The sequence below is a fragment of the Pseudomonas sihuiensis genome (assembly GCF_900106015.1).
GTDB lineage: Bacteria > Pseudomonadota > Gammaproteobacteria > Pseudomonadales > Pseudomonadaceae > Aquipseudomonas > Aquipseudomonas sihuiensis.
The window spans coordinates 267,377-287,324 of record NZ_LT629797.1 but is presented as its reverse complement, the minus strand read 5'-3'; the positions used below and the strand labels follow the sequence as shown (position 1 = coordinate 287,324).

General features: G+C 63.8%; 20 protein-coding genes. 9 read left to right on the top strand and 11 right to left on the bottom strand.

Features of this window, described 5'->3' with window-relative positions; all coding sequences use genetic code 11:
• Positions 1–45: 45 nt before the first annotated feature.
• From BLT86_RS01500 to BLT86_RS01480, 5 genes are all read right to left on the bottom strand, one after another.
• Entirely contained in the window at positions 46–1,179 is a 1,134-nt protein-coding gene (locus BLT86_RS01500; protein WP_017677797.1) for a glycerate kinase, read from the bottom strand.
• A 55-nt stretch (positions 1,180–1,234) separates the two neighbouring features.
• Complete coding sequence (locus BLT86_RS01495) at positions 1,235–2,602, bottom strand: GntP family permease (protein WP_017677798.1); 1,368 nt, start codon at positions 2,600–2,602, stop codon at positions 1,235–1,237.
• Positions 2,603–2,798: 196 nt separating this feature from the next.
• Positions 2,799–3,917, bottom strand: coding sequence for a sugar diacid recognition domain-containing protein (locus BLT86_RS01490; protein WP_017677799.1), 1,119 nt, complete (start codon positions 3,915–3,917; stop codon positions 2,799–2,801).
• A gap of 100 nt (positions 3,918–4,017) precedes the next feature.
• The gene (locus BLT86_RS01485; RefSeq protein ID WP_017677800.1) at positions 4,018–4,536 is read right to left on the bottom strand and encodes a ProQ/FinO family protein; all 519 of its coding nucleotides are present in this window, start codon (positions 4,534–4,536) and stop codon (positions 4,018–4,020) included.
• Between the two features lie 287 nt (positions 4,537–4,823).
• The gene (locus tag BLT86_RS01480; protein WP_017677801.1) at positions 4,824–5,756 is read right to left on the bottom strand and encodes a LysR family transcriptional regulator; all 933 of its coding nucleotides are present in this window, start codon (positions 5,754–5,756) and stop codon (positions 4,824–4,826) included.
• A 102-nt stretch (positions 5,757–5,858) separates the two neighbouring features.
• Between BLT86_RS01480 and BLT86_RS01475 the strand changes: the two genes are divergently transcribed.
• Together BLT86_RS01475 and BLT86_RS01470 are read left to right on the top strand one after the other, a co-directional pair.
• On the top strand, positions 5,859–6,185 hold the full coding sequence (locus BLT86_RS01475; protein WP_017677802.1) for a nuclear transport factor 2 family protein: 327 nt from the start codon (positions 5,859–5,861) through the stop codon (positions 6,183–6,185).
• Positions 6,182–6,964, top strand: a complete 783-nt coding sequence (locus BLT86_RS01470) for an SDR family oxidoreductase (protein ID WP_017677803.1) — start codon at positions 6,182–6,184, stop codon at positions 6,962–6,964. The genes BLT86_RS01475 and BLT86_RS01470 overlap by 4 nt, the downstream gene beginning before the upstream one ends.
• A gap of 85 nt (positions 6,965–7,049) precedes the next feature.
• Here BLT86_RS01470 and pdxH read toward each other — a convergent pair whose 3' ends face one another.
• The 3 genes from pdxH to BLT86_RS01455 form a co-directional block, all read right to left on the bottom strand.
• Positions 7,050–7,697, bottom strand: a complete 648-nt coding sequence (gene pdxH / locus BLT86_RS01465; RefSeq protein ID WP_017677804.1) for a pyridoxamine 5'-phosphate oxidase — start codon at positions 7,695–7,697, stop codon at positions 7,050–7,052.
• 81 nt (positions 7,698–7,778) lie between these two features.
• The gene (locus BLT86_RS01460) at positions 7,779–8,432 is read right to left on the bottom strand and encodes an OmpA family protein (protein ID WP_004423819.1); all 654 of its coding nucleotides are present in this window, start codon (positions 8,430–8,432) and stop codon (positions 7,779–7,781) included.
• Between the two features lie 226 nt (positions 8,433–8,658).
• A complete protein-coding gene (locus BLT86_RS01455) occupies positions 8,659–9,804 on the bottom strand; it encodes an EstA family serine hydrolase (protein ID WP_026088652.1) in 1,146 nt (381 codons plus the stop codon).
• 220 nt (positions 9,805–10,024) lie between these two features.
• On the opposite strand from BLT86_RS01455, the gene mbhE reads away from it, so the two are divergent.
• The 6 genes from mbhE to mnhG are packed head-to-tail and all read left to right on the top strand — an operon-like array spanning position 10,025 to position 15,782.
• Positions 10,025–12,745 (top strand): hydrogen gas-evolving membrane-bound hydrogenase subunit E, encoded by a 2,721-nt coding sequence (gene mbhE, locus BLT86_RS01450; RefSeq protein ID WP_017677806.1) that lies wholly within the window; start codon positions 10,025–10,027, stop codon positions 12,743–12,745.
• Positions 12,745–13,149, top strand: coding sequence for a Na+/H+ antiporter subunit C (locus BLT86_RS01445; RefSeq protein ID WP_017677807.1), 405 nt, complete (start codon positions 12,745–12,747; stop codon positions 13,147–13,149). Before mbhE ends, BLT86_RS01445 begins: the two co-directional genes overlap by 1 nt.
• Complete coding sequence (locus tag BLT86_RS01440; protein ID WP_017677808.1) at positions 13,146–14,642, top strand: proton-conducting transporter transmembrane domain-containing protein; 1,497 nt, start codon at positions 13,146–13,148, stop codon at positions 14,640–14,642. Before BLT86_RS01445 ends, BLT86_RS01440 begins: the two co-directional genes overlap by 4 nt.
• Positions 14,642–15,139 carry a Na+/H+ antiporter subunit E gene (locus BLT86_RS01435; RefSeq protein WP_017677809.1) on the top strand — a complete coding sequence of 166 codons (498 nt, stop codon included), beginning with the start codon at positions 14,642–14,644 and terminating at the stop codon, positions 15,137–15,139. Before BLT86_RS01440 ends, BLT86_RS01435 begins: the two co-directional genes overlap by 1 nt.
• Positions 15,136–15,447 carry a monovalent cation/H+ antiporter complex subunit F gene (locus BLT86_RS01430; protein WP_017677810.1) on the top strand — a complete coding sequence of 104 codons (312 nt, stop codon included), beginning with the start codon at positions 15,136–15,138 and terminating at the stop codon, positions 15,445–15,447. Before BLT86_RS01435 ends, BLT86_RS01430 begins: the two co-directional genes overlap by 4 nt.
• Positions 15,444–15,782 (top strand): monovalent cation/H(+) antiporter subunit G, encoded by a 339-nt coding sequence (mnhG, locus tag BLT86_RS01425; RefSeq protein WP_017677811.1) that lies wholly within the window; start codon positions 15,444–15,446, stop codon positions 15,780–15,782. Before BLT86_RS01430 ends, mnhG begins: the two co-directional genes overlap by 4 nt.
• 219 nt (positions 15,783–16,001) lie before the next feature.
• On the opposite strand, the gene dinG is transcribed toward mnhG, so the two are convergent.
• Positions 16,002–18,146 carry an ATP-dependent DNA helicase DinG gene (gene dinG / locus BLT86_RS01420; protein ID WP_017677812.1) on the bottom strand — a complete coding sequence of 715 codons (2,145 nt, stop codon included), beginning with the start codon at positions 18,144–18,146 and terminating at the stop codon, positions 16,002–16,004.
• Between the two features lie 140 nt (positions 18,147–18,286).
• Here dinG and BLT86_RS01415 point away from each other — a divergent pair, with 140 nt between their 5' ends.
• The gene (locus BLT86_RS01415) at positions 18,287–18,751 is read left to right on the top strand and encodes a CopD family protein (protein WP_017677813.1); all 465 of its coding nucleotides are present in this window, start codon (positions 18,287–18,289) and stop codon (positions 18,749–18,751) included.
• 40 nt (positions 18,752–18,791) lie between these two features.
• On the opposite strand, the gene BLT86_RS01410 is transcribed toward BLT86_RS01415, so the two are convergent.
• Positions 18,792–19,553 (bottom strand): hypothetical protein, encoded by a 762-nt coding sequence (locus BLT86_RS01410; protein WP_017677814.1) that lies wholly within the window; start codon positions 19,551–19,553, stop codon positions 18,792–18,794.
• Positions 19,546–19,836, bottom strand: a complete 291-nt coding sequence (locus BLT86_RS01405) for a DUF1145 domain-containing protein (RefSeq protein ID WP_231976632.1) — start codon at positions 19,834–19,836, stop codon at positions 19,546–19,548. The genes BLT86_RS01410 and BLT86_RS01405 overlap by 8 nt, the downstream gene beginning before the upstream one ends.
• Positions 19,837–19,948 lie beyond the last annotated feature (112 nt).

The following is a 19,948-nucleotide window of genomic DNA, read 5'->3' as shown; positions in this document are numbered from 1 at the left end:
ACAATAGTAATTTCAGACAGACCAAGTTCAGCCAGGTTCGCTCTATCAGGAGCGAGCAAGGCGCCAGAGCCGGGCGATATCCGCGGTACGCGCCTGCAACTCAGCCGCCGCACCGGCCATCGCCTGCTCCAGGGACAACGGGCCCGGCGCCAGGCTGAATGCAGCTTCGATACCCGCCTCGTACAGCGCTTGATAGTTGTCGCCCAGGCTACCGGACAAGGCGATGACCGGCACCCCGGCCGCACGCGCCACGCGCGCTACGCCGACCGGTGTCTTGCCGTGCAGGGTCTGGGCATCCATGCGCCCTTCCCCGGTAATCACCAGATCCGCGTTCTCCACCGCCGCGGCGAGACCGGACAATTCGGCCACCAGCGCGATACCGGGGCGGAAACTGGCTTTGAGGAAGGCACGAGCAGCGAAACCGAGACCACCCGCCGCGCCCACACCGGGAAACTCGGCATGATCCTCGCCCAGCGTCGCCGCTGCGATACGGGCAAAGCGGCCGAGTGCCGTATCCAGCTCCGCGACATGCTCAGGCGTCGCGCCCTTCTGCGGACCGAACACCGCAGATGCGCCGCGTGGCCCGCACAAGGGATTGTCGACATCGGCGGCGACCTCGATCTGCACCTTGAGCAAACGTGCGTCGAGCCCGCTCAGATCAAGCTGGTCGAGACCGGCCAAAGCCGCACCGCCCGGCGCCAGCTCCCGCCCCTGGGCATCGAGAAAACGCATCCCCAGCGCCTGTAACAGGCCAACACCGGCGTCATTGGTAGCACTGCCGCCCAGCCCCAGGATGATTCGCGTAGCACCGGCATCCAGCGCCTCACGGATCAGCTCGCCAGTGCCGAAGCTGCTGGCCAGACGAGCATCGCGCTGTTCACGCGGCACCCAGTGCAGGCCGCTGGCAGCCGCCATCTCGATGACCGCCGTACCCTGCCCCAGCCAGCCCCAATGCGCCTTGACCGGCTCACCCATGGGGCCACGCACCTCACGCTCACGGCGCTCGCCACCCACGGCGGCCAGCAAAGCATCGACCGTACCCTCGCCGCCATCGGCCATTGGCCGCAGCAAACACTCGGCCTCGGGAAACACCTGCTGCCAACCGCGGGCGATGGCAGCGGCCACGTCGGGTGCGCTGAGGCTCTCCTTGAAGGAATCAGGAGCAATGACGATTTTCATGGTAGGTACCTCGAAAGGAGGCAGGCGACCATAGCCGCCTGCCGGTAAAGCAGGATTACAGCAAAACCAGGCTCAGCAGCCAGACAGCGGCCATACCGGCAATACCCTGGATCAGGGTCGCCATGGTCTGGGCACGGTAAGCGGTCGCCACTTTCATGCGGCTGAACTGGGTCACGACCCAGAAGAAGCTGTCGTTGGCGTGAGAAACGGTCATCGCACCCGCACCAATGGCCATCACGGTCAACACGCGGCCCATCTCGCTGTCGAGCCCCAGATTGCCCAGCAGCGGCGCAACCATCGCCGAGGTGGTAACCAGGGCAACAGTAGAAGAACCCTGAGCACTCTTCAGCGCAGCAGCCACCAGGAACGGCATGAACAGGCCGATACCCAGCGCCGACAGGGTGTCGCCCAGATAACCGGTCAGCGCGGTAGCCTTGAGAATGGCACCGAAGGCGCCACCGGCACCGGTGATCAACAGAATCGGCGCCGCCTCTTTCAGGCCGTGAGCCACATGATCATGGAACTGCTGACGCTTGCCTTCGCCCTTAAGCAGCGAGCAAGCCAGCACCAGGCCTACCAGCAGCGCGGCAACCGGCTGACCGAGGAAGCTGAGCACGTCGAAGAAAGCGCCAGTACCGAAGGGCTTGCTCGGGAAAGCAGCGACCGAGCCCAGGCAGATCAGGATGATGGGCACGAAGATTGGCGCGAACGCCTGCCAGGCGCTGGGCAGCTTGCCATAGCGGGCACGCAGTGCATCGAAATCGACGCTATCGGCGAGCAGTTCGCTCGGCGCCTCTTCCAGCAATTCGTGGTCGTTCTGCTTGAGGAACCGGTTGGCCCACAGCATACCGGCAACGGCGGTGACCGCTGCGACCAGCAGACCGACCAGAATAACCAGGCCCAGGGACGTTTCCAGGCCCAGGTTGCCGGCCGCAGCGATCGGACCGGGGGTTGGCGGCACGAAGGTGTGAGTGGCGTACAGGCCGGTCGCCAGAGCCACGCTCATGGCCACCACGGACACCTTCATGCGCGCGGCCAGGGCATTCTTCAGCGAGTTGAGAATGACGTAACCGGAGTCGCAGAACACCGGAATCGATACCAGATAGCCGATGATCGACATGGTCAGGGTGGGGAAACGCTGACCCAGCAGACGAATCACCGTCTCGGCCATGGTGATGGCGGCACCGCTACGCTCGAGGATCACGCCGATGATGGTGCCGAGAACGATGACGATACCGATATAACCGAGAATGCCGCCAAAGCCGGCCGTCATGGTCTTGATGATTTCGCCGCCGGGCAGCTGGTAGGCGAAGCCGGCGATCAGTGCAGCGGCCAACAACGCCAGGAAAGGGTGCAATTTCAAACGGGTAGTGGACAGCACGATGAACGCGATCAGTGCCACCAGAATCAGGACCAGGCCCATGACCAGTCTCCTCATTGTTGTTATGGCGGGCGCAGGGCCCGGATGGGAATGCCGAGAGGCGCCACATTGTGGCTCAGCCACCCCCAGCCTCGCCCTGTGCGCTGGCACTAAAACAGCCGCAGCCACGCGCAAGAGGCTGTGCAATCGCACAAAGCCATCTGCCCGTCTTTACCAGCGGGAGCGGATTACCGAGCGTTCAAAGATCCTTCGCGGCGGGTTCCAGCAAGCCCAGCCCCAAGGATAGCTGCAGGCGTTGATCCAGCCGATTGAGGTCCAGGCCACTGAGTTCGGCGATGCGCTCCAGGCGATAGCGCAACGTATTGCGATGAATGCCCAACTCCTGCGCACAGGTTTGCACCTGACCGTCATGCGCGCACCAGGCTTCCAGCGTCGCCCTCAGCGTGCCCTGTGGGTCCTGCGTCAGCACCTGACGCAACGGGGCCAGCCAGCCCTGCAGCAACCAGCTGTGGCGCTGGGCATAGAGCAGCGTCGGCAGACGCAATTCGTCCAGACGCAGCAGACGACGACCAGGAAAGCGCGCCTGGCCGTAGGCCTGAAGATCGCGCAGGACCAGGCTGGCCTGGCGCAGCTCGGTCAGATCATGCAGCGGATCGCTGAGCGCCAGCGAACTCACGCCCCACTCGCGCTCGTCAGCCTGCTGCAGCCAGGCGCGATCATCGCGCGTGGTGCTGTAAGGCCGACACCAGAGCAGCTCATGACGCCCGAGCGGCGCTACCAGATGTTCACTCTTGCCCCCCAGTGCGGCGAGCAGACGAGCCTGACGCGGCAGCGGATCGCCCTCTCCATCGAGTTGCAGCAGGCACATCTGTCGCGGCCAAGTCATTTGCAGGCCCAGGCGTTCGGCATCGACCTCGAGACTGGACAGGCGCAGCATGGGGTCGAGCAGCTGTCGCAACCAGGCCTCCTGCTGATGCCGCTGCCAATGCCGCTCAGCCTGCAACACGCGATGCTCGACCAGCATCTCCGCAGCCATACGCACCAGCTCGGCATATGGCCGCACGATCTCGGGGTCACCGGTGATACCGAGCACGCCAATCAGGCGTTCGGCATGCAGCAAAGGCAGGTTGACACCGGGTTTGACGCCCCGCAGGCAGGCCGCCGCCTGCGCATCGATCTCCACCACGCGTCGGTTGGCCAGCACCAGCTGTGCACCTTCATGACGGGTGTGCAGGCGGCTGGGGTCGCCGCTGCCGATGATCATGCCCTGGGCATCCATCACGTTGATGTTGTGCGGCAGGATGGCCATGGCGCGGTCGACTATATGCTGCGCCAGGGTGGAGTCGAGTTCGAGCATGAGAAACGGCCTCGCGAATGAGGCCGCTATTGTAGGCGTGTCAGCGGCGCCTCACGAAGTATCCCTCGCAGCGCCGACGAAACCTTCAGGTAGCCAGCATTTACTCCGCAGCAGGCGCTACGGCGCTATCGGCGGCCTTGTCGTCCGCTGGAGCTTTAGCCTTGGCCTGATTGCGCCGAGCTTCAGCACGGTGCCGCCTGGCCTGCTGCTTGGCATGCAGCGCTTGCGCCGCAGTCACCACGCCAACGGGCTGGCCTTGCAGATCCAGACGCGGTGCATTTTCCGTCATGGCAGCCCAGTAGCGACCGCCGCGGCACCAGGCGGCAATACCCGCCTTGAGCTGCTCAGCGGTGATGCCGAGCAACTGCAGATGCTGCTCGGCGTCCTTGAGAATGCCCTCTTTCAACGGCACCTTGGGCGCCGGATTGACCGGGAAGGCCAAGGGGAAGTGCTTCTGCAACCTCCAGATCGCCTCGACGGTAGGATCCTGCTCGCGCGGCTTGCCTTTGGGCGGCTGCTTGCGTTTTTGCGGCTTCGCGCTTTCGGTCTTTACCTGCTGTACCTGCTGCTTCTCGGCGCGCAGGCGGTCACGTAGCTCGGCTAATTGTTCAAAACCCATCGTTCGGTTCGCAGCGTCCTGGTTGGTTCGTGGCGCAAGGGTATCTTATGTGCTCGTTTCGTACAGCCTTATTGGCGAATGGCGTGCTCAGCGGTAGGTGGTGGGCAGGCGATAAGGGGAGACTTGTGGAGGGCGGCTTCTGGCCAAAAAAACAGTCTATGACCAGAAATCAGGCCCAGCCGCATGAATGATCTCGACAGTAAAAACAGGCGCTCAAAACTACTGTCGCGCCAGCCGTTGGCTCCATGTGCTTGAGGTCATATGTCCCACTAGCCCTTGCTTCGTCCTTATCGACGATATTTTTCGGGGCAGGGTCGATCAAACAGGTTTCTATCCAATAGACAGTCTATGAACGCACCTAACGCGGCTGGTCGGTATTGCCTGTTCGGGTAATAAAGAAACAAGCCTGGGCGCGAGATCGACCAGTCAGCGAGGACCTGAACCAGCCGCCCTTGAGCGAGGAGCTCGCCCACGCTTTCTCTTTCGAAATGGTAGGCAATGCCGAGCCCCTGCAGGGCTGCAGCGATGCCGATGTCAGGATGATTGGTAACAACGGGACCATCTACCGTCATCTCCAGCAGTTGCCCGCGCTCCTGGAACTCCCAGCGATAGGGCCTGCCATCCATCTGCAAGCGCCAGTTGATGCAGGCGTGATCCTGCAACTCGGCAGGTGACTGGGGCGTGCCTCGACGTGCGAGATAATCCGGAGACGCTACGGCGACCATGTTCAGATCTGGGGTGAGGCGAACGGCCACCATGTCTTTCTCAAGCCGGCCACCTACACGGATGCCCGCGTCAAAACGACCGAGCACGATATCGGCCAAGGCGTCGTCGACCACGATATCGAGCAGCACCTCAGGGTGGGCCTGGTGGAATCGTGCCAGCCGAGGTGCGATGAGCGTTCTGGCGGCGATCCCCGGCGTGTTGATGCGCAGCGTGCCGCTTATCTGGCCTGTCGCCTCGCTGGCTTCGGCGACTGCAACAGCCATTTCCTGAAACAAGGGGGCGATACGCTTGTAGAGCAGCTCGCCATTGGCCGATGGTGCGACGCTGCGAGTGGTGCGATTGAGCAGGCGTACGCCAAGCCGCGCTTCGAGCTGCCGGATAGTCTGGCTGAGTGCCGAGGGAGAAAGGCCCAGATGCTCCGCCGCGCGGGCGAAGCTCTGACGCTCGACAACAGCCACGAAGGCCTTTAGCTCGGCAAACTCTGACCCGCGCATTATGCATCGTTCCCTACATAGCCAATGCTGATTCTAGGTGATTCATTTAACTCTGTCCGGCACTCATCCTAGGGTTATCACTGATCCTATGGAGCCGACAGCATGTCCACCTTGACCCTTCCCGAACCTATCGCTGCTTACTTTGCCGCAGAACACAACCCCGAAGCGTTGGCGCATTGCTTCACGGCGCAAGCCGTTATGACCGACTTCGGTCATACCTACACGGGCGTCGAGGCCATCCAGGCCTTCCTGGCCGAGGCATCGGCCAAGTACAGCGCCACCAGCGTGCCCTTTGCCATCGAGCAAGAGGACGAATTCCAGCTTGTGAGCACCAAGGTCACCGGCAACTTCCCTGGCAGCCCGATCATTCTTTCGTACCGCTTCCATCTTGAACGCGGCCTGATCGCATCGTTGGAGATCACAGCATGAACTTCGACCTTCGACTCGATGGCCTGCGTGCGGTGGTGACCGGCGGCACCATGGGCCTTGGCGCTGCAGTGGTGCAGACCCTGGTGGCGGCTGGCGCCCGAGTGGCGACATCGGCGCGCGACGTGTCGGTACAACCTGTAGATGGCGTCACCTACATCGGTGCCGATCTGACGACGGCGCAAGGCGTGGCGCACCTCGCACAGACCGTTCTGGATAGCTGGGGCGGTGTGGATATCGTGATCAACTCGGTTGGTGGTTCGAGCTCGCCTCCCGGCGGCTTTGCCGCCCTCAGTGATGAGCACTGGCAGGCCGAGCTGAACTTGAACCTGATGCCGGCCGTACGCCTGGACCGCGCCCTGTTGCCGGCCATGCTGGCCCAGGGCTCGGGCGTCATCCTCCATGTGAGCTCGATCCAGCGCATGATGCCGCTGCCAGAGTCCACCACCGCTTACGCCGCCGCCAAGGCAGCGCTCACCACCTACAGCAAGTCCCTGGCACGGGAAGTGACGCCCAAGGGTGTGCGTGTGCTGAGCGTCGCGCCCGGATGGATAGAGACCGAGGCGTCCGTAAGGTTTGCCGAGCGTTTGGCTGAAGAGGCGAGCACCGACTACGAAGGCGGCAGACGAATCGTCATGGAGGCGATAGGTGGCCTCCCGCTGGGTAGGCCTGCCACGCCTCAGGAGGTGGCCGATCTGATCGTCTTCCTCGCGTCGCCGCGGGCCGCGTCGGTCTCCGGCTCCGAGCACCGTATCGACGGCGGCACCATCTCGACGCTATAACCGCCGGCAGCACAGCTCAACCACAGCGAGCCCTCAAGGCTCGTTGCTTCCCTCTTTCTCTCGGGATGTTGCGACCATAAGCCCCCTAGGGCGCCAACCGCTCACGAATCCAGGCGTCACCCTTGAAGCGGTAGTTGAGGCGGTCATGCAGGCGGCTTGGTCTGCCCTGCCAGAATTCGATGCGCTCCGGTAGCAGGCGGTAGCCGCCCCAGTGCGGTGGGCAGTGCGGGGTCTGGCCCTGGAAGCGCTTTTCGGTTTCCGCCAGCAGGCTCTCCAGCTCGGCGCGGTCGCGGATCACCTTGCTCTGTGGCGAGGCCCAGGCGCCGATACGGCTGCCCAAGGGACGCACCTGGTAATAGCCATCGGATTCGGCAGCGGTCACGCGCTCCACACGGCCTTCGATGCGTACCTGGCGTTCCAGGCTGGGCCAGAAGAAGGTCATGGCGGCGAACGGGCGTGCTGCCAGTTGCCGGCCCTTGGCGCTGTCGTAGTTGCTGAAGAAGGTGAAGCCGCGCTCGTCGAGGCCCTTGAGCAGCAGTACCCGGCAGTGCGGGCGGCCCTCTTCGTCGACGGTGGCCAGGGTCATGGCGTTGGGTTCGACCGGCAGTTGCTCGGTCTTGACCGCGTCATCGAACCACTGACGAAACAGGGCAAGGGGTTCCAGCGGGGCCTGGGCTTCGCTCAGGCCGTCGCGGGTGTAGTCGCGGCGCATATCGGCCAGGGTTTGGGTCATGGCAATTCCTCAGGGCAAGGCCAGAAGCCAATCCGTCTGGCTTCTAGTGCTTGCCCGCGCAGGGTGGAAATGCCCGCAAGCTTACTCCGACTTGCTCACTTTTCCTTGATCTGCGGCAGCTACCTTGGGTGCATCCTTGAGCTCTGCCTTGGCCGGCTGGCTGTACTTGGCGATCAGGCCCTGCATGGTGTCACGCGAAGTCAGGAGAATCTCCACGCGGCGGTTGAGTGCGCGACCGGCCGCGCTGTCGTTGGCCGCACGGGGTGCATCGGAGCCCAGGCCCATGACCTGCAGGCGGTTCTGCTTGAGGCCGCTGAGGCGGAAGATGGACGTCACGGCCCGCGCACGCTGCTGGCTCAGGTCGCGGTTCTGGGCGTCGTCACCGCTGCTGTCGGCATGGCCGAGCACGACTACGGCAACGTCTTCGTCGCTTTCCAGCAACTTGGCTACACGGGTGATGGGGCCGAGGCTCACCGGTAGCAGCATGTGCGGACGATCCGGATTGAACGAGCCCTGCACCGGGGCGGTGACCACCAGCAGATTTTCGCGGCGCTCGAACTCGAAGTGGCTGCCCTTGACCGCTTCACGCAGTTTCGGCTCGTACTCGTCGAGCCAGGCGCGGGTAACTTGAGGCGGTGGCATCACTGCCGGCTTGGCGACTTCCTTCTTTTCCGAGCCGGCGCAGCCCGCAATCAGCAGGCAGCAGGTAAAGGCAAAAATCTTGTTGGCACGCATGTAGCCCCCGGGGTCACACAAATCTAATGGTCGGTTCGTTATCAGGCTGTTGAAAAACTACCTGCGTTGCCATTGCTGCGTTAAAAACAGGCTCAAAATGCTCATTTACAGCTCGTAAACTGCGCTTTTTCGCCTGTTTTTGCCTTGCACTGGCTGCCTCGCCTACGTTTTTCAACGGCCTGCTATGGTTGGTACTGAACGGTTGGCGCAAGTTTAGCCGTTTCAATCAGATACAGTCCGCAATCTGTCGCGCAAGTTTCTGCGCGCGGGGGTCCATCAAGACGAACGGTCCTAGATTGTTGGTGACGAAACCGAATGCTAGGTCTCGCTCAGGGTCGGCAAAACCACTGGAGCCACCAGCGCCGGGATGGCCGAAGGCTTTTGCCCCCATACCATAGGTGGCGTTGGCCACATCGGCCTGATCGAGCATGCAACCCAGGCCGAAACGCGTGCGAGTCAGCAGGGTCTTGTCGTCACCGACGCTGTGCTCGCGGGTCATTTCGCCCAGCAGGTCAGCATCGAGCAGGCTGCCGTCGAGCAGACCGGCATAAAAGCCCGCCAGGCTGCGCGCGTTGCCATGACCATTGGCTGCCGGTTGCTGCATACGCCGCCATTCGGGCTTGTTGGTGCTGGTCATGATCGACGGCGGGTTGGTGAACGAGCGCGTGCTCATGGCGTTGGCGTCACTCATCATCACCTTGAGCAGGCGCTGCGCGGCGGCGTCGCCGAGGTTGCCCTTGCCGCGCGCAATATGGGCGACGCGATCGAACTCGCTGTCAGCCAGGCCGACATGGAAATCCAGCTCCAGTGGCTTGGCGATGCGTGCGGCGATGCTCTCGCCCGGGCCACGGCCTTCCACACGGCGAATCAGCTCGCCAATCAGCCAGCCATAGGTAATGGGCGCATAGCCATGACCCTCACCCAGCGGCCACCAGGGCTCTTCAGCTGCCAGCGAGCTGGTCATGGTCTGCCAGTCGTACAGCGCCTCGGCGGGCAACGCCTGACGCAACGCCGGCAAGCCGGCCTGATGACAGAGCAGATGACGCACGCTGATGCGCTGTTTGCCGGCTGCAGCGAACTCCGGCCAGTAGCGCGCCACCGGCGCATCCAGGTCGAGCTTGCCCTCGCCCACCAGTTGCAGGGCCACGACAGCAGCGAAGGGCTTGGTGCAGGAGAACAGATTGGCGATGGTGTCGCTGTGCCAGGCCTGCTGGCCGTCCTTGTCCATCACACCGGCCCACAGGTCGACCACGGTTTCCCCGCCGACTTTCACGCACAGGGCCGCGCCCCGCTCCTGCGCATCATCGAACAGTGCGGCGAATGCGTCCCTCACCGCTTCGAAGCGCAAGTCGAAATAGCCCTGAATCTGCACGCTGTTCTCCTGTTTCACTGCTTATCTCAATACTGCCAATGATGGCAGCCGCCTATCATGCAATGTTCTGAAACTTCATAAAATAGCGATCTTCGATTGGTTTTTCCTATGATGAAACAAATGCGGCCTGATATGACCAATACGCCCTGAATAGCGCAGCTACGGTGCGTACGCAGTCGTCAGGCCGCCTTGGATTCGACGCTCGGCACAGGAGAAGCGAGTGCTCTACCTACTGTCCCTGATCGCCCTGGCTGCCATCATGGCACCCGGCCTGACGCGCCTGTTGGGTGCTCGCACAGGTTGGCTGCTGATGCTGGCGCCGCTGACGGCCTTCGTCTGGTTCGTTCAACAGATTCCGCTGATCGCCGGCGGCGGCGCCGTGATGCAAAGCCTGAGCTGGATTCCGGCACTGGGTATCAACCTGAGCCTGCGCCTGGACGGTCTCTCGCTGGTTTTTGCCCTGCTGATCAGCGGCATCGGCAGCCTGATCGTGCCGTACGCCGGCAGTTATCTGTCCAGCCACGCCCACCTGGGTCGCTTTCACGCTTACTTGCTGGTGTTCATGTTGGCGATGCTCGGCCTGGTGCTGGCCGACGACCTGGTAGCGATGTTCGTGTTCTGGGAGCTGACCAGTATCGCCTCCTTCCTGCTGATCAGTTTTCAACACGACAAAGCGGTATCGCGCCGTGCGGCGTTGCAGGCGCTGCTGATCACCGGCGGCGGTGGCCTGGCGCTGCTGGCGGGACTGATCCTGCTCGGTGGCGCGACGGGCAACTGGCAGTTCTCCGATCTCAGCGCCGAGCAGATCGAAGGCCATGTGCTACTGCCGGCGATCATTGCCCTGGTGCTGCTGGGCTGCTTCACCAAATCGGCGCAGGTGCCTTTCCATCTGTGGCTGCCCAATGCGATGAACGCACCGACTCCGGTGTCGGCCTATCTGCATTCGGCGACCATGGTAAAAGCCGGCATCTACCTGCTGGCCCGTCTCAACCCGGTGCTCGGCGGCTCCGTCGGCTGGGGTACCCTGCTGATTACCTTCGGCGCAGCCACTGCGGTGCTCGGCGCATTCTTGGCCTTCCGCCAGACCGACCTCAAGCGCCTGCTGGCGTACACCACGGTGACCGTGCTGGGCCAGCTGACCATGCTGATCGGCACCAACACCAGCTATGGCCTGCAGGCGTTTGTGCTCTATCTGGTGGCGCATTCTCTCTATAAAGGTGCGCTGTTCATGGCAGTCGGCGCCATCGACCACGCCACCGGCACCCGCGAGCTGGCGCGTCTGGGGGGGTTGATTCGTTTCATGCCGTTGACTGGCGCGGCAGTAGCCCTGGCGGCATTCTCCAATGCCGGCCTGCCGCCGTTCTTCGGCTTCATCGCCAAGGAGTTCAAGTACACCGGGCTGATCGAGATGGGTCATATCGGCTGGGCGGTAACGCTGGTGATGATCCTTACCAACGCCCTGCTGTTCGCCGCTGCCGGCCTGGTCTTCCTGCAGACCTTCCTCGGCAAGCGTGGCGACTATCCGCGCACGCCGCACGAAGTCGGCTTGCCGATGTGGCTGGGGCCGATGCTGCTGGCCATCGGCGGTTTCCTCCTCGGCGCTTGGAATGCCTGGCCGGAGACCTGGCTGGTGAACAACGCGGTGCAAGCCGTGGCGCGCGGCCCGGTGGATGTGCACCTGTATCTGTGGGGCGGCATCACCCCAGCGCTTGTGGCCAGCTTGCTGACCGTATCGCTGGGCGTGCTGTTCTACGTGATGCGCGACCGCGTACGGCAGGCGCTTGATCGTGCCAACGCGGCCTGGAACGTCAGTGGCGACCTGCTCTGGGATCGTTTGCTCAAACGCGTATTCCACTTCGCCGGTCTGCTTGCCGCCCGTTTCCAGCACGGCTCCTTGCGTCAGCATCTGGTGCTGCTGGCCCTGGCGGTCGGTGGCCTCTTGGCGGTCGGCTTGTTGCCGGCGCTGCCGCAACTGCTGCAGGGCAGCTACAGCCCCATCTCGCCGCTGGGCCTGGCCGGCTGCCTGTTGGCACTGGCCGGCGGTGTGGCTGCGGCGTTCCTGCCTGGCCGCCTGACCTTGCTGGCAGCACTGGGCGCCTGCGGCCTGGGCCTGGCGCTGGTGTTCGTCTCAGTCAATGCACCGGACGTGGCGATGACTCAGCTGATGGTGGAAACCCTCAGTCTGATCTTCCTCGCCCTGGTGTTTCGCAAGATGCCCACGGTTCCTACCAGCGGCGCACGCGCGCCGTGGAAGCGACGCCTGCATGCCAGCGTGGCGATCCTCTTCGGCCTCAGCGTGACCGGCACCCTGCTGCTGGCGGTGAGCCTGCCACTGCCGGGTGAAATTGCGCAGTGGTATCAGGCCAACAGCTTGCCGGGTGGCCACGGGCACAACGTGGTCAATGTGATCCTGGTGGACTTCCGCGCCTTCGATACCCTCGGCGAGATCCTCGTGGTCGCCCTCTCCGCCCTGGCTGCAGCCAGCCTGCTGGGCACCGGCCGGCGCTTCGGTAACGAGCATAGCGGTGAAGACGCCTTCACCTCGCCCCTGCTGCGCCAAGGTCTGCGACCGCTGGCCTGGCTGATGATGGCCGCCTCGCTGCTGGTGCTGTGGCGCGGCCACAACCTGCCCGGCGGTGGTTTCATCGGCGGTTTGGTGGCGGCCTGCGGCCTGATCCTGCTGGTGCTGACCTACGGCCACGGGCAGATTCGCCGAGTGCTGCCCGTAGCGCCTGCGCAGTTGATCGGTATCGGCCTGGGTTGTGCGGCGGGCGCCGGCATTCTCGGCCTGATCGCGGGCAGCGCCTTTCTTACCGGTCTCTGGACCTTCCCCGGCGGGCTGCCGCTGGGTACGCCCTTGCTCTTCGATATCGGCGTTTTCCTCACCGTGTTCGGCTCCGCCCTGCACATGATCGACAAGCTCACGGGAGTTCGCCAGTAATGGAATGGCTAGCCGCAATCACTACCGGAGGCCTGGCGGGTCTGGGCCTGTGGATGCTCCTGGATCGCAACCTCAAGCGCGTCGTATTGGGCGTGGTGGTCCTGGGTAATGCAATCAACCTGGGGGTGCTGACCGCCGGGCGCTTCTTCGGCGAACGCCCGGCCTTTGTCGAGGCTGGCAACGCAGTCAGCACCGCCAACCCGTTGCCGCAGGCGCTGGTGCTGACCGCCATCGTCATCGGTTTCAGCCTGTTCATCTTCGCCCTGGCGCTGCTCAAGCGCACCCGCGAACTGCATGGCGACAAGACCACCGACTCGGTCAGCTCGATCACCGAGCAACCGGCACCGGACTGGCACGACAGCGAGCACGAACACGACGCCCATGGCGCGGAGGCTCGCCGATGAATCACGCGTTACTCGTTGCACCGATTCTCATCCCCCTGTGCAGCCTGCTGCTGGCGATCATCCTGCGCCGCCACCTGCTGGCCGTGCGTGTGCTCAGCCTAAGCGGCGCCGCCCTGCTGCTGGCCGTCGGCCTGGTGCTGGTCTGGCAGGCCGCGCAAGGCGTGGTGCTCAGCGGTCAGGTGGGCAATTGGGAGGCGCCGTTCGGCATCAGCCTGGTGATCGACCGATTGTCGGCGGTGATGATCGCCATCAGCGCCCTGGTGGCGCTAGTCACCCTGCTCTATGGCGTGGCCAAGGACAATGACAGCAAGATCGGTCGCGACTTTCACCTGTTCATTCAGGGGCTGCTGACCGGTATCTGCGGCGCCTTCATCACCGCCGACATCTTCAACCTGTACGTCTGGTTCGAAGTGCTGCTGATCGCCTCCTTCGCTCTGATGGCGCTTGGCGGTGGCAGCCGCCGGCTGGCCGGCAGCATGACCTACGTGGCCCTGAACCTGTTCGCCACGCTGATCTTCCTGCTCTCTGCCGGCCTGGTCTACGGCGCCAGCGGCACACTGAACATGGGCGAACTGGCGGTGATCATGCGCAGCGGTGAGGCACCGCCTGGCGTAACGCCGGCGCTGCTGCTGATGTTGCTGTCGTTCGCCATCAAGGCCGCGCTGTTCCCGGTATTCGGCTGGCTGCCGGCCACCTATCACGTCGCCCTGACGGCGGTTTCGGCGATGTTCGCAGGACTCCTGACCAAGGTCGGCGTGTACGCGCTGATTCGCCTGGTGACCCTGCTCTGGCCGGAGCATGGCCTGCCGCATCAACTGCTGCTGTGGGTCGCCTGCGCCACCATGCTGGTGGGCGTACTGGGTGCGGCGGCGCAGACCGAGGTGCGCCGTATCCTGTCGTTCCACATCGTCAGCCAGGTTGGCTACATGATCCTCGGCCTCGCCCTGGCCACCCCGCTGGCGCTGGCCGGCGCAGTGTTCTACCTGATCCACCATATCGTGGTGAAAGCCAACCTGTTCTTCATCGGCGGCCTGGCGGCGCGCATCTGTGGCTCCGAGCGGCTGGCCGACATGGGCGGGCTATATAAGCGCATGCCCTGGCTGGCACTGCTGTTCGCCATTCCGGCGCTGTCGCTCGCGGGCATTCCGCCGCTGTCCGGTTTCTGGGCCAAGTTCCTGCTGGTCAAGGCAAGCCTGGATGCCGCTGCCTGGTGGGCGGCGGGCATCGCCCTGCTGACCGGCGTGTTCACCCTGCTGTCGATGAACAAGATCTGGAACGAAGCCTTTCTCAAGCCCCATCCAGGAGGTGAAGAGGCGCTGCAAACGGTTACCGGCATACGCGCGGCCTGGCTGGGCATGAGTGCCCTGGCGCTGCTGACCGTGTTGATCGGCCTGGGCGCCGGCCCGCTGATCGACTATGCCGTGGCGGCCGCCTCGCAGCTCGCCGACCCGCAAGCCTATCTGCAACCCTTCACCGGCGCAGGAGGTATCTGATGCTGTTTGCCATCCATTTGCTGGCCAGCGCTGGCCTGTCATGGAGCCTCGGCGCCGGCCATCTGGGCGGTGGCCTGCTGGCCTTCGCCCTGTTGTACCTGATCGCTCGCCTGCTGGGGCTGGCCGTCCAGCGCCTTGGTCGTTATGCACGCAGCCTGGAACATGGCGTCAGTTTCTGCCTGTGGTTCATCGCCCAGGTATTTCTCGCGACCTACCACGTCGCCATTCTGGTGCTGGCGCGCCGGGTCGACGTGGAACCAGCAGTGCTTGCCTACCCGGTGAGCCGCCGCGAAGTGGACAAGGTCACCCTGCTCGGTACCCTGCTGACCCTGACCCCCGGCACCCTGGCCCTGGATTATGACGAGGAGCAAGGCCTGCTCTATATCCACGCACTCGATGCACGTCGCCGTGAGGACGTGACCGAAACCCTCATCGAGCTGGAGCGCCGCCTGTTGGCCTGGCTCGATGCCGGCAAAGCCGAAGGAGTAACGCCATGACCCTGCACCTGGCCGGCGCCGCCTGGGTATTGCCCTTGGCTGCAGCCATGCTCGTACTGAGCGGTTTGATCAGCCTCTATCGCCTGCTGCGCGGCCCGAGCCGCCCGGATCGTGCGGTGGCCATCGACGCCCTCACCCTGCTGGCGGTCGCCGCCATGGCACTGCTGTGTCTGATGCGCGGCGAGGCGCTGTTCATCGACGTCGCGGTGCTGCTGGCACTGGTGTCGTTTCTCGGTACGGCAGCCTTTGCCTTCCTGTTCGACGATGCCCACAGCCAGATGCCGGAAAAAAGCGAGGAACGCCCATGAACGAAGTACAAGCCTGGCTAGCCTCGCTGCTGGTGCTGAGCGGCGCGGTGATCTCTCTGCTCGGTGCGATTGGCGTGCTGCGCCTGCCCGACAGCTACAGCCGCATGCACGCCGCTAGCAAGGCCGGCGTGCTCGGCGCCGTCCTGTTACTTGGCGCAGTGGCTCTGGCCAGCAGTGGCGAGCTGGCCCTGGAGGCCTTTATCGGCCTGCTGATTCTGCTGGCCAGCGCACCGCTGGCCGCTCACGCCATTGCCCGCGCCGCGCACCGCGCCGGCATTCGACCGACGCTGGGGCGGCTGGGTGATGAGCTGGAGCAGCGCAACAGGGGTGGTTAATAACGTCAGCAGGCCGTTGAAAAACCTAGGCGACGACTGCAGGTGGAGCAGCCGAGGTAGTTTTTCAACAGCTTGTCAGAGGGTGTTTACAAGATAGGCGAACGAAGGCAAGACAAGGCGAAAACGATCGAGAAAGCGGAGTTTACGTGCTGTAAATGAGCATTTCGAGATCGTTTTCAACGCAGTATTGCCAAGTGCAGCCATTTTGTAGACACCCTCTCAGTCGATCTGCCGACGAAACGGCGGCAAGGCATTGAGAATGGCCTTGCCGTAGCGCTGGGTAACCACACGCCGATCCAGCAGGGTGATAGTGCCGCGATCAGCCTCGGTACGCAGCAGGCGACCGCAGGCCTGCACCAGACGCAGCGAGGCGTCCGGCACGGCGATTTCCATGAAGGGATTGCCGCCACGCGCCTCGATCCACTCGGCCAGCGCCGCCTCAACCGGGTCATCCGGCACGGCGAAGGGAATCTTGGCGATCACCACATGCTCGCAGTAGGCGCCAGGAAGGTCGACGCCCTCGGCGAAACTGGCCAGGCCGAACAGCACGCTTTCCTCGCCTGAATCGACACGCGCCTTGTGCTTGTTCAGGGTCTCCTGCTTGGACAGGTTGCCCTGAATGAACACGCGTTTGCGCCAGTCGCGATCCAGGCCGTCGAACACGTCCTGCATCTGCTTGCGCGAGGAGAACAACACCAGCGTCCCGCGACTGCCTGCCACCAGGCCCGGCAGCTCGCGGGTGATAGCCGCCGTATGCGCAGCAGCCTCACGCGGGTCGGCCTTGAGATCGGGCACACGCAGCAGGCCGGCATCGGCATGATGGAAGGGGCTTGGCACTATCGCCGCGACCGCCGCCTTGGGCAGGCCGGCACGCATGCGATAGCGGTCGAAGGTGCCCAGCGCGGTCAGGGTCGCAGACGTCACCAAGCAGCCATGGGCAACGTTCCACAGGTTGCGGCGCAAGGTCTCGGCGGCGAGGATCGGGCTGGCGTTGACCTCGATATCGAACAGCGCACCGCTCTCGGCCAGGGTCAGCCAGCGCGCCATGGGTGGGCTTTCCTCGGGGTCTTCAGCGGTGAAGGCCAGCCACAATTCCCAGTTGCCCTTGGCGCGCGCCATCAGGCTGCCGAACAGCGGATACCACTCCTCGGCCTGGTGGCTGGCGATGCCCACGGCGCCCTCGCCGTCCATGGCCTCCTTGAGCAGCTCGGTAACGCCGGTGAACAGGTCATTGAGCTTGGAGAAGCCCTTCTTCAGTTCCAGCCCCAACTCGGTCAGATGCTCCGGCACCACGCCGCCGACGAAGCGATGACGCGGGCGCTCGCGTCCTTCCATGTCCTCGCCGGCCTTGAAGTCGGCGATCTGCTCGCAGGCAGCGAACATGAACTGCTGCTGAGTCTTCAGCTCGCGGGCCAGCTCCGGCACCTGTTCAATCAGACGGCCGAGATCGCCCGGCAACGGGTTCTGCGCCAGCAGCTTGGTCAGATTCTTGTCGATCTGCGTAAGCCAGTCGGCAGTCGAGCGCAGGCGAGTAAAGTGGGCGAAGTGGCCGATGGCCTTGTCCGGCAGGTGGTGGCCCTCATCGAACACATAGATGGTTTCGCGCGGGTCGGGCAGTACCGCGCCGCCGCCAAGCGCCAGATCGGCCAGCACCATGTCGTGGTTGGTGACGATCACGTCGACCTTGCCCATGCCCTCGCGCGCCTTATAGAAAGCGCACTGCTGGAAATTCGGGCAATGACGGTTGGTGCACTGGCTGTGGTCGGTGGTCAGTTGCGCCCAGCGAACGTCCTCCAGCTCCTCCGGCCAGCTGTCGCGGTCGCCATCCCATTTGTTGCCGGCGAGCTTCTCGATCATCGCGGTGAACAGCTTCTGACCCTGCTCGTCGACGTCGATGCGAAAGCCTTCTTCCTCGAACAACTGCGCGGTAGCGCTCTGCGCGGCGCCGTCCTGCAGCAGGTGGTCGAGCTTGGACAGGCACAGGTAGCGGCCACGCCCCTTGGCCAGGGCGAAGCTGAAGTTCAGGCCGCTGTTGCGCAACAGATCAGGCAGATCCTTGTGCACGATCTGTTCCTGCAGGGCCACGGTGGCGGTGGCGATCACCAGGCGCTTGCCAGCGGCCTTGGCGGTGGGGATGGTGGCCAGGCTGTAGGCCACCGTCTTGCCGGTACCGGTGCCCGCCTCGACCGCCACCACGGCAGGATCACCCAGACGCTTGCCCTCGTCATCGGTCTTGATGGTGCCGAGCACCTTGGCGATCTCGGCGATCATCAAGCGCTGGCCATAGCGCGGCTTGAGCGACTTGGCCTCGAGAAAGCGCGAATAGGCGCCCTGGATCTGGGACTTGAGTTCGGTACTGAGCATGGATTCTGAAACGAAAAAGGCTGGATAAATTTTCAGTATTCGCGGAGCGGTCGCTATCATAGCGCGGCAATCGATCTGGCGCTGACTCGCGTGCCAATCGAATGAACCGACCTGCCAAACGGCCCCTCTGGAGATACCGCATGACACCTTACGCACCACTCTATGCGCTACACCTGCTGGCCGCCGTCGTATGGGTCGGCGGGATGTTCTTCGCCTGGATGATCCTGCGCCCGGCGGCGGTGGACATACTGGAGCCGCCAGCACGCCTGCGCCTGTGGCTGAGTGTGTTCAAACGCTTCTTCGTCTGGGTCTGGATAGCGGTAGCAGTCCTGCCCTTGACTGGAGTCGGCATGCTGCACATGAGCTACAGCGGTTTCGACGCCGCGCCGCGCTACGTGCACGTCATGATGGGTCTGTATCTGGTGATGCTCGCCCTGTTCCTGCGCATTCAGGCGCTGCAGCTGCCGCAGCTGCGGCGCGCCGTGGAGAGCGAGAACTGGCCTGCAGGCGGCGAGGCGCTGGGGCGGATTCGCAAAGTGGTCGGCAGCAACCTGCTGATCGGCCTGGCACTGATGACGCTGGCGGCCATGCGTCCGATGTTCTGACTGGCGCTGCTGCCTTACGAACCAAGGCAGCAGCAATTATTCAGAACCGAAACACCTGCACGGCACCACTGCGGCCCGCCGCACCTTCGCGCCCAGGCTGGCCAGGTTTGCCATCGGCCGCACCATCTACACCGTAGAGCAGGCAGCCCTTGGCAGCGCCCCCACGGCCGGGGCGCCCCGCCGAACCAGCTGCACCACCCGCGCCGCCATCGAGCAACACCTGCATGCGCTCGACCTCGACGTGGTGAGGTACCTCCAGCACCACGCTGCCGCCTGCAGCACCTTCATGCCCATCGGTGCCGTCCTGACCATCGTGGCCAGCACTGGCCTGACCCCAGGTGCAACCACCCGGCTGCCCATGCGCACCATCGAGCCCGGCATAACCCGGTCTGCCCTGACCACCGCGCACATCGAGGGTCAAGGATTCGAATGTCAGCTTGTGCAGCTTGAGCTTGATCTCCCGCCCAGGCGTGGCTGGCCGGGTGTAAGTGCCAGCGGCACCTTTGGCGCTGATCCAGGCGCCCGGGCCGATATCGGCGTCCTCTACCACCAGTCGCAGTGGCTGATCGCTGGGCGCAACGCCAATGCGCGCGTCGCGGCCCATCAGCAGCTCACCGATATGCAACTCGGTCACCGTTGCCGGAATCATCAGGGTCGCCTGATCCGCCACTTCCAGCCGTTCGAGCTGCAGGCTGCTACTGGCGACCGGCAAACGCATCAGCGTATTGGACGGCACCGTGACCTGCATAGCGGCCAACGACGGACCTGCGAACAGACAGAGCAACAGGGCGAGACTACGCATGAGCCGCCTCCTCGAGCGCAGCTGCAGCAGCGCTTTCGGCCCCTTGCTCGGCCTTCAGCGGATAGAGGTGAAAAATGCCGAACAGCAGGACCTGTACACGATCCAGCCAGGGGCTAGCGCGACCGGACAGGAGCCCCGAGAACAGCCACAGCTGTACCCCATGCAGCAGCGCAAGAAAGCCCGCGAGCAGATAGACGAGCTGTTCGAACGGCGCGCCAAAACGCTTGGCCAGCGCCGCCGCAAATACCAGCCAGAAAGCCAAGGCCAGCGCCTTGCCCATCATCAACAATGCTTTCATCCCCGCCCTCTTGCTCTGGTTTTTCTAATAGCGCAGCACGTTAACCGGTCGCGGCCCGGACCACCAGAGCGAGGGAATATTTTCCTTGACCTCAGCT

Coding starts and splice junctions, on each gene's coding strand:
- BLT86_RS01500 (WP_017677797.1), bottom strand. CDS start 1,179: ATGAAAATCGTCATTGCTCCTGATTCCTTCAAGGAGAGCCTCAGCGCA.
- BLT86_RS01495 (WP_017677798.1), bottom strand. CDS start 2,602: ATGGGCCTGGTCCTGATTCTGGTGGCACTGATCGCGTTCATCGTGCTG.
- BLT86_RS01490 (WP_017677799.1), bottom strand. CDS start 3,917: ATGCTCGAACTCGACTCCACCCTGGCGCAGCATATAGTCGACCGCGCC.
- BLT86_RS01485 (WP_017677800.1), bottom strand. CDS start 4,536: ATGGGTTTTGAACAATTAGCCGAGCTACGTGACCGCCTGCGCGCCGAG.
- BLT86_RS01480 (WP_017677801.1), bottom strand. CDS start 5,756: ATGCGCGGGTCAGAGTTTGCCGAGCTAAAGGCCTTCGTGGCTGTTGTC.
- BLT86_RS01475 (WP_017677802.1), top strand. CDS start 5,859: ATGTCCACCTTGACCCTTCCCGAACCTATCGCTGCTTACTTTGCCGCA.
- BLT86_RS01470 (WP_017677803.1), top strand. CDS start 6,182: ATGAACTTCGACCTTCGACTCGATGGCCTGCGTGCGGTGGTGACCGGC.
- pdxH (WP_017677804.1), bottom strand. CDS start 7,697: ATGACCCAAACCCTGGCCGATATGCGCCGCGACTACACCCGCGACGGC.
- BLT86_RS01460 (WP_004423819.1), bottom strand. CDS start 8,432: ATGCGTGCCAACAAGATTTTTGCCTTTACCTGCTGCCTGCTGATTGCG.
- BLT86_RS01445 (WP_017677807.1), top strand. CDS start 12,745: ATGGAATGGCTAGCCGCAATCACTACCGGAGGCCTGGCGGGTCTGGGC.
- BLT86_RS01440 (WP_017677808.1), top strand. CDS start 13,146: ATGAATCACGCGTTACTCGTTGCACCGATTCTCATCCCCCTGTGCAGC.
- BLT86_RS01435 (WP_017677809.1), top strand. CDS start 14,642: ATGCTGTTTGCCATCCATTTGCTGGCCAGCGCTGGCCTGTCATGGAGC.
- BLT86_RS01430 (WP_017677810.1), top strand. CDS start 15,136: ATGACCCTGCACCTGGCCGGCGCCGCCTGGGTATTGCCCTTGGCTGCA.
- mnhG (WP_017677811.1), top strand. CDS start 15,444: ATGAACGAAGTACAAGCCTGGCTAGCCTCGCTGCTGGTGCTGAGCGGC.
- dinG (WP_017677812.1), bottom strand. CDS start 18,146: ATGCTCAGTACCGAACTCAAGTCCCAGATCCAGGGCGCCTATTCGCGC.
- BLT86_RS01415 (WP_017677813.1), top strand. CDS start 18,287: ATGACACCTTACGCACCACTCTATGCGCTACACCTGCTGGCCGCCGTC.
- BLT86_RS01410 (WP_017677814.1), bottom strand. CDS start 19,553: ATGCGTAGTCTCGCCCTGTTGCTCTGTCTGTTCGCAGGTCCGTCGTTG.
- BLT86_RS01405 (WP_231976632.1), bottom strand. CDS start 19,836: ATGATGGGCAAGGCGCTGGCCTTGGCTTTCTGGCTGGTATTTGCGGCG.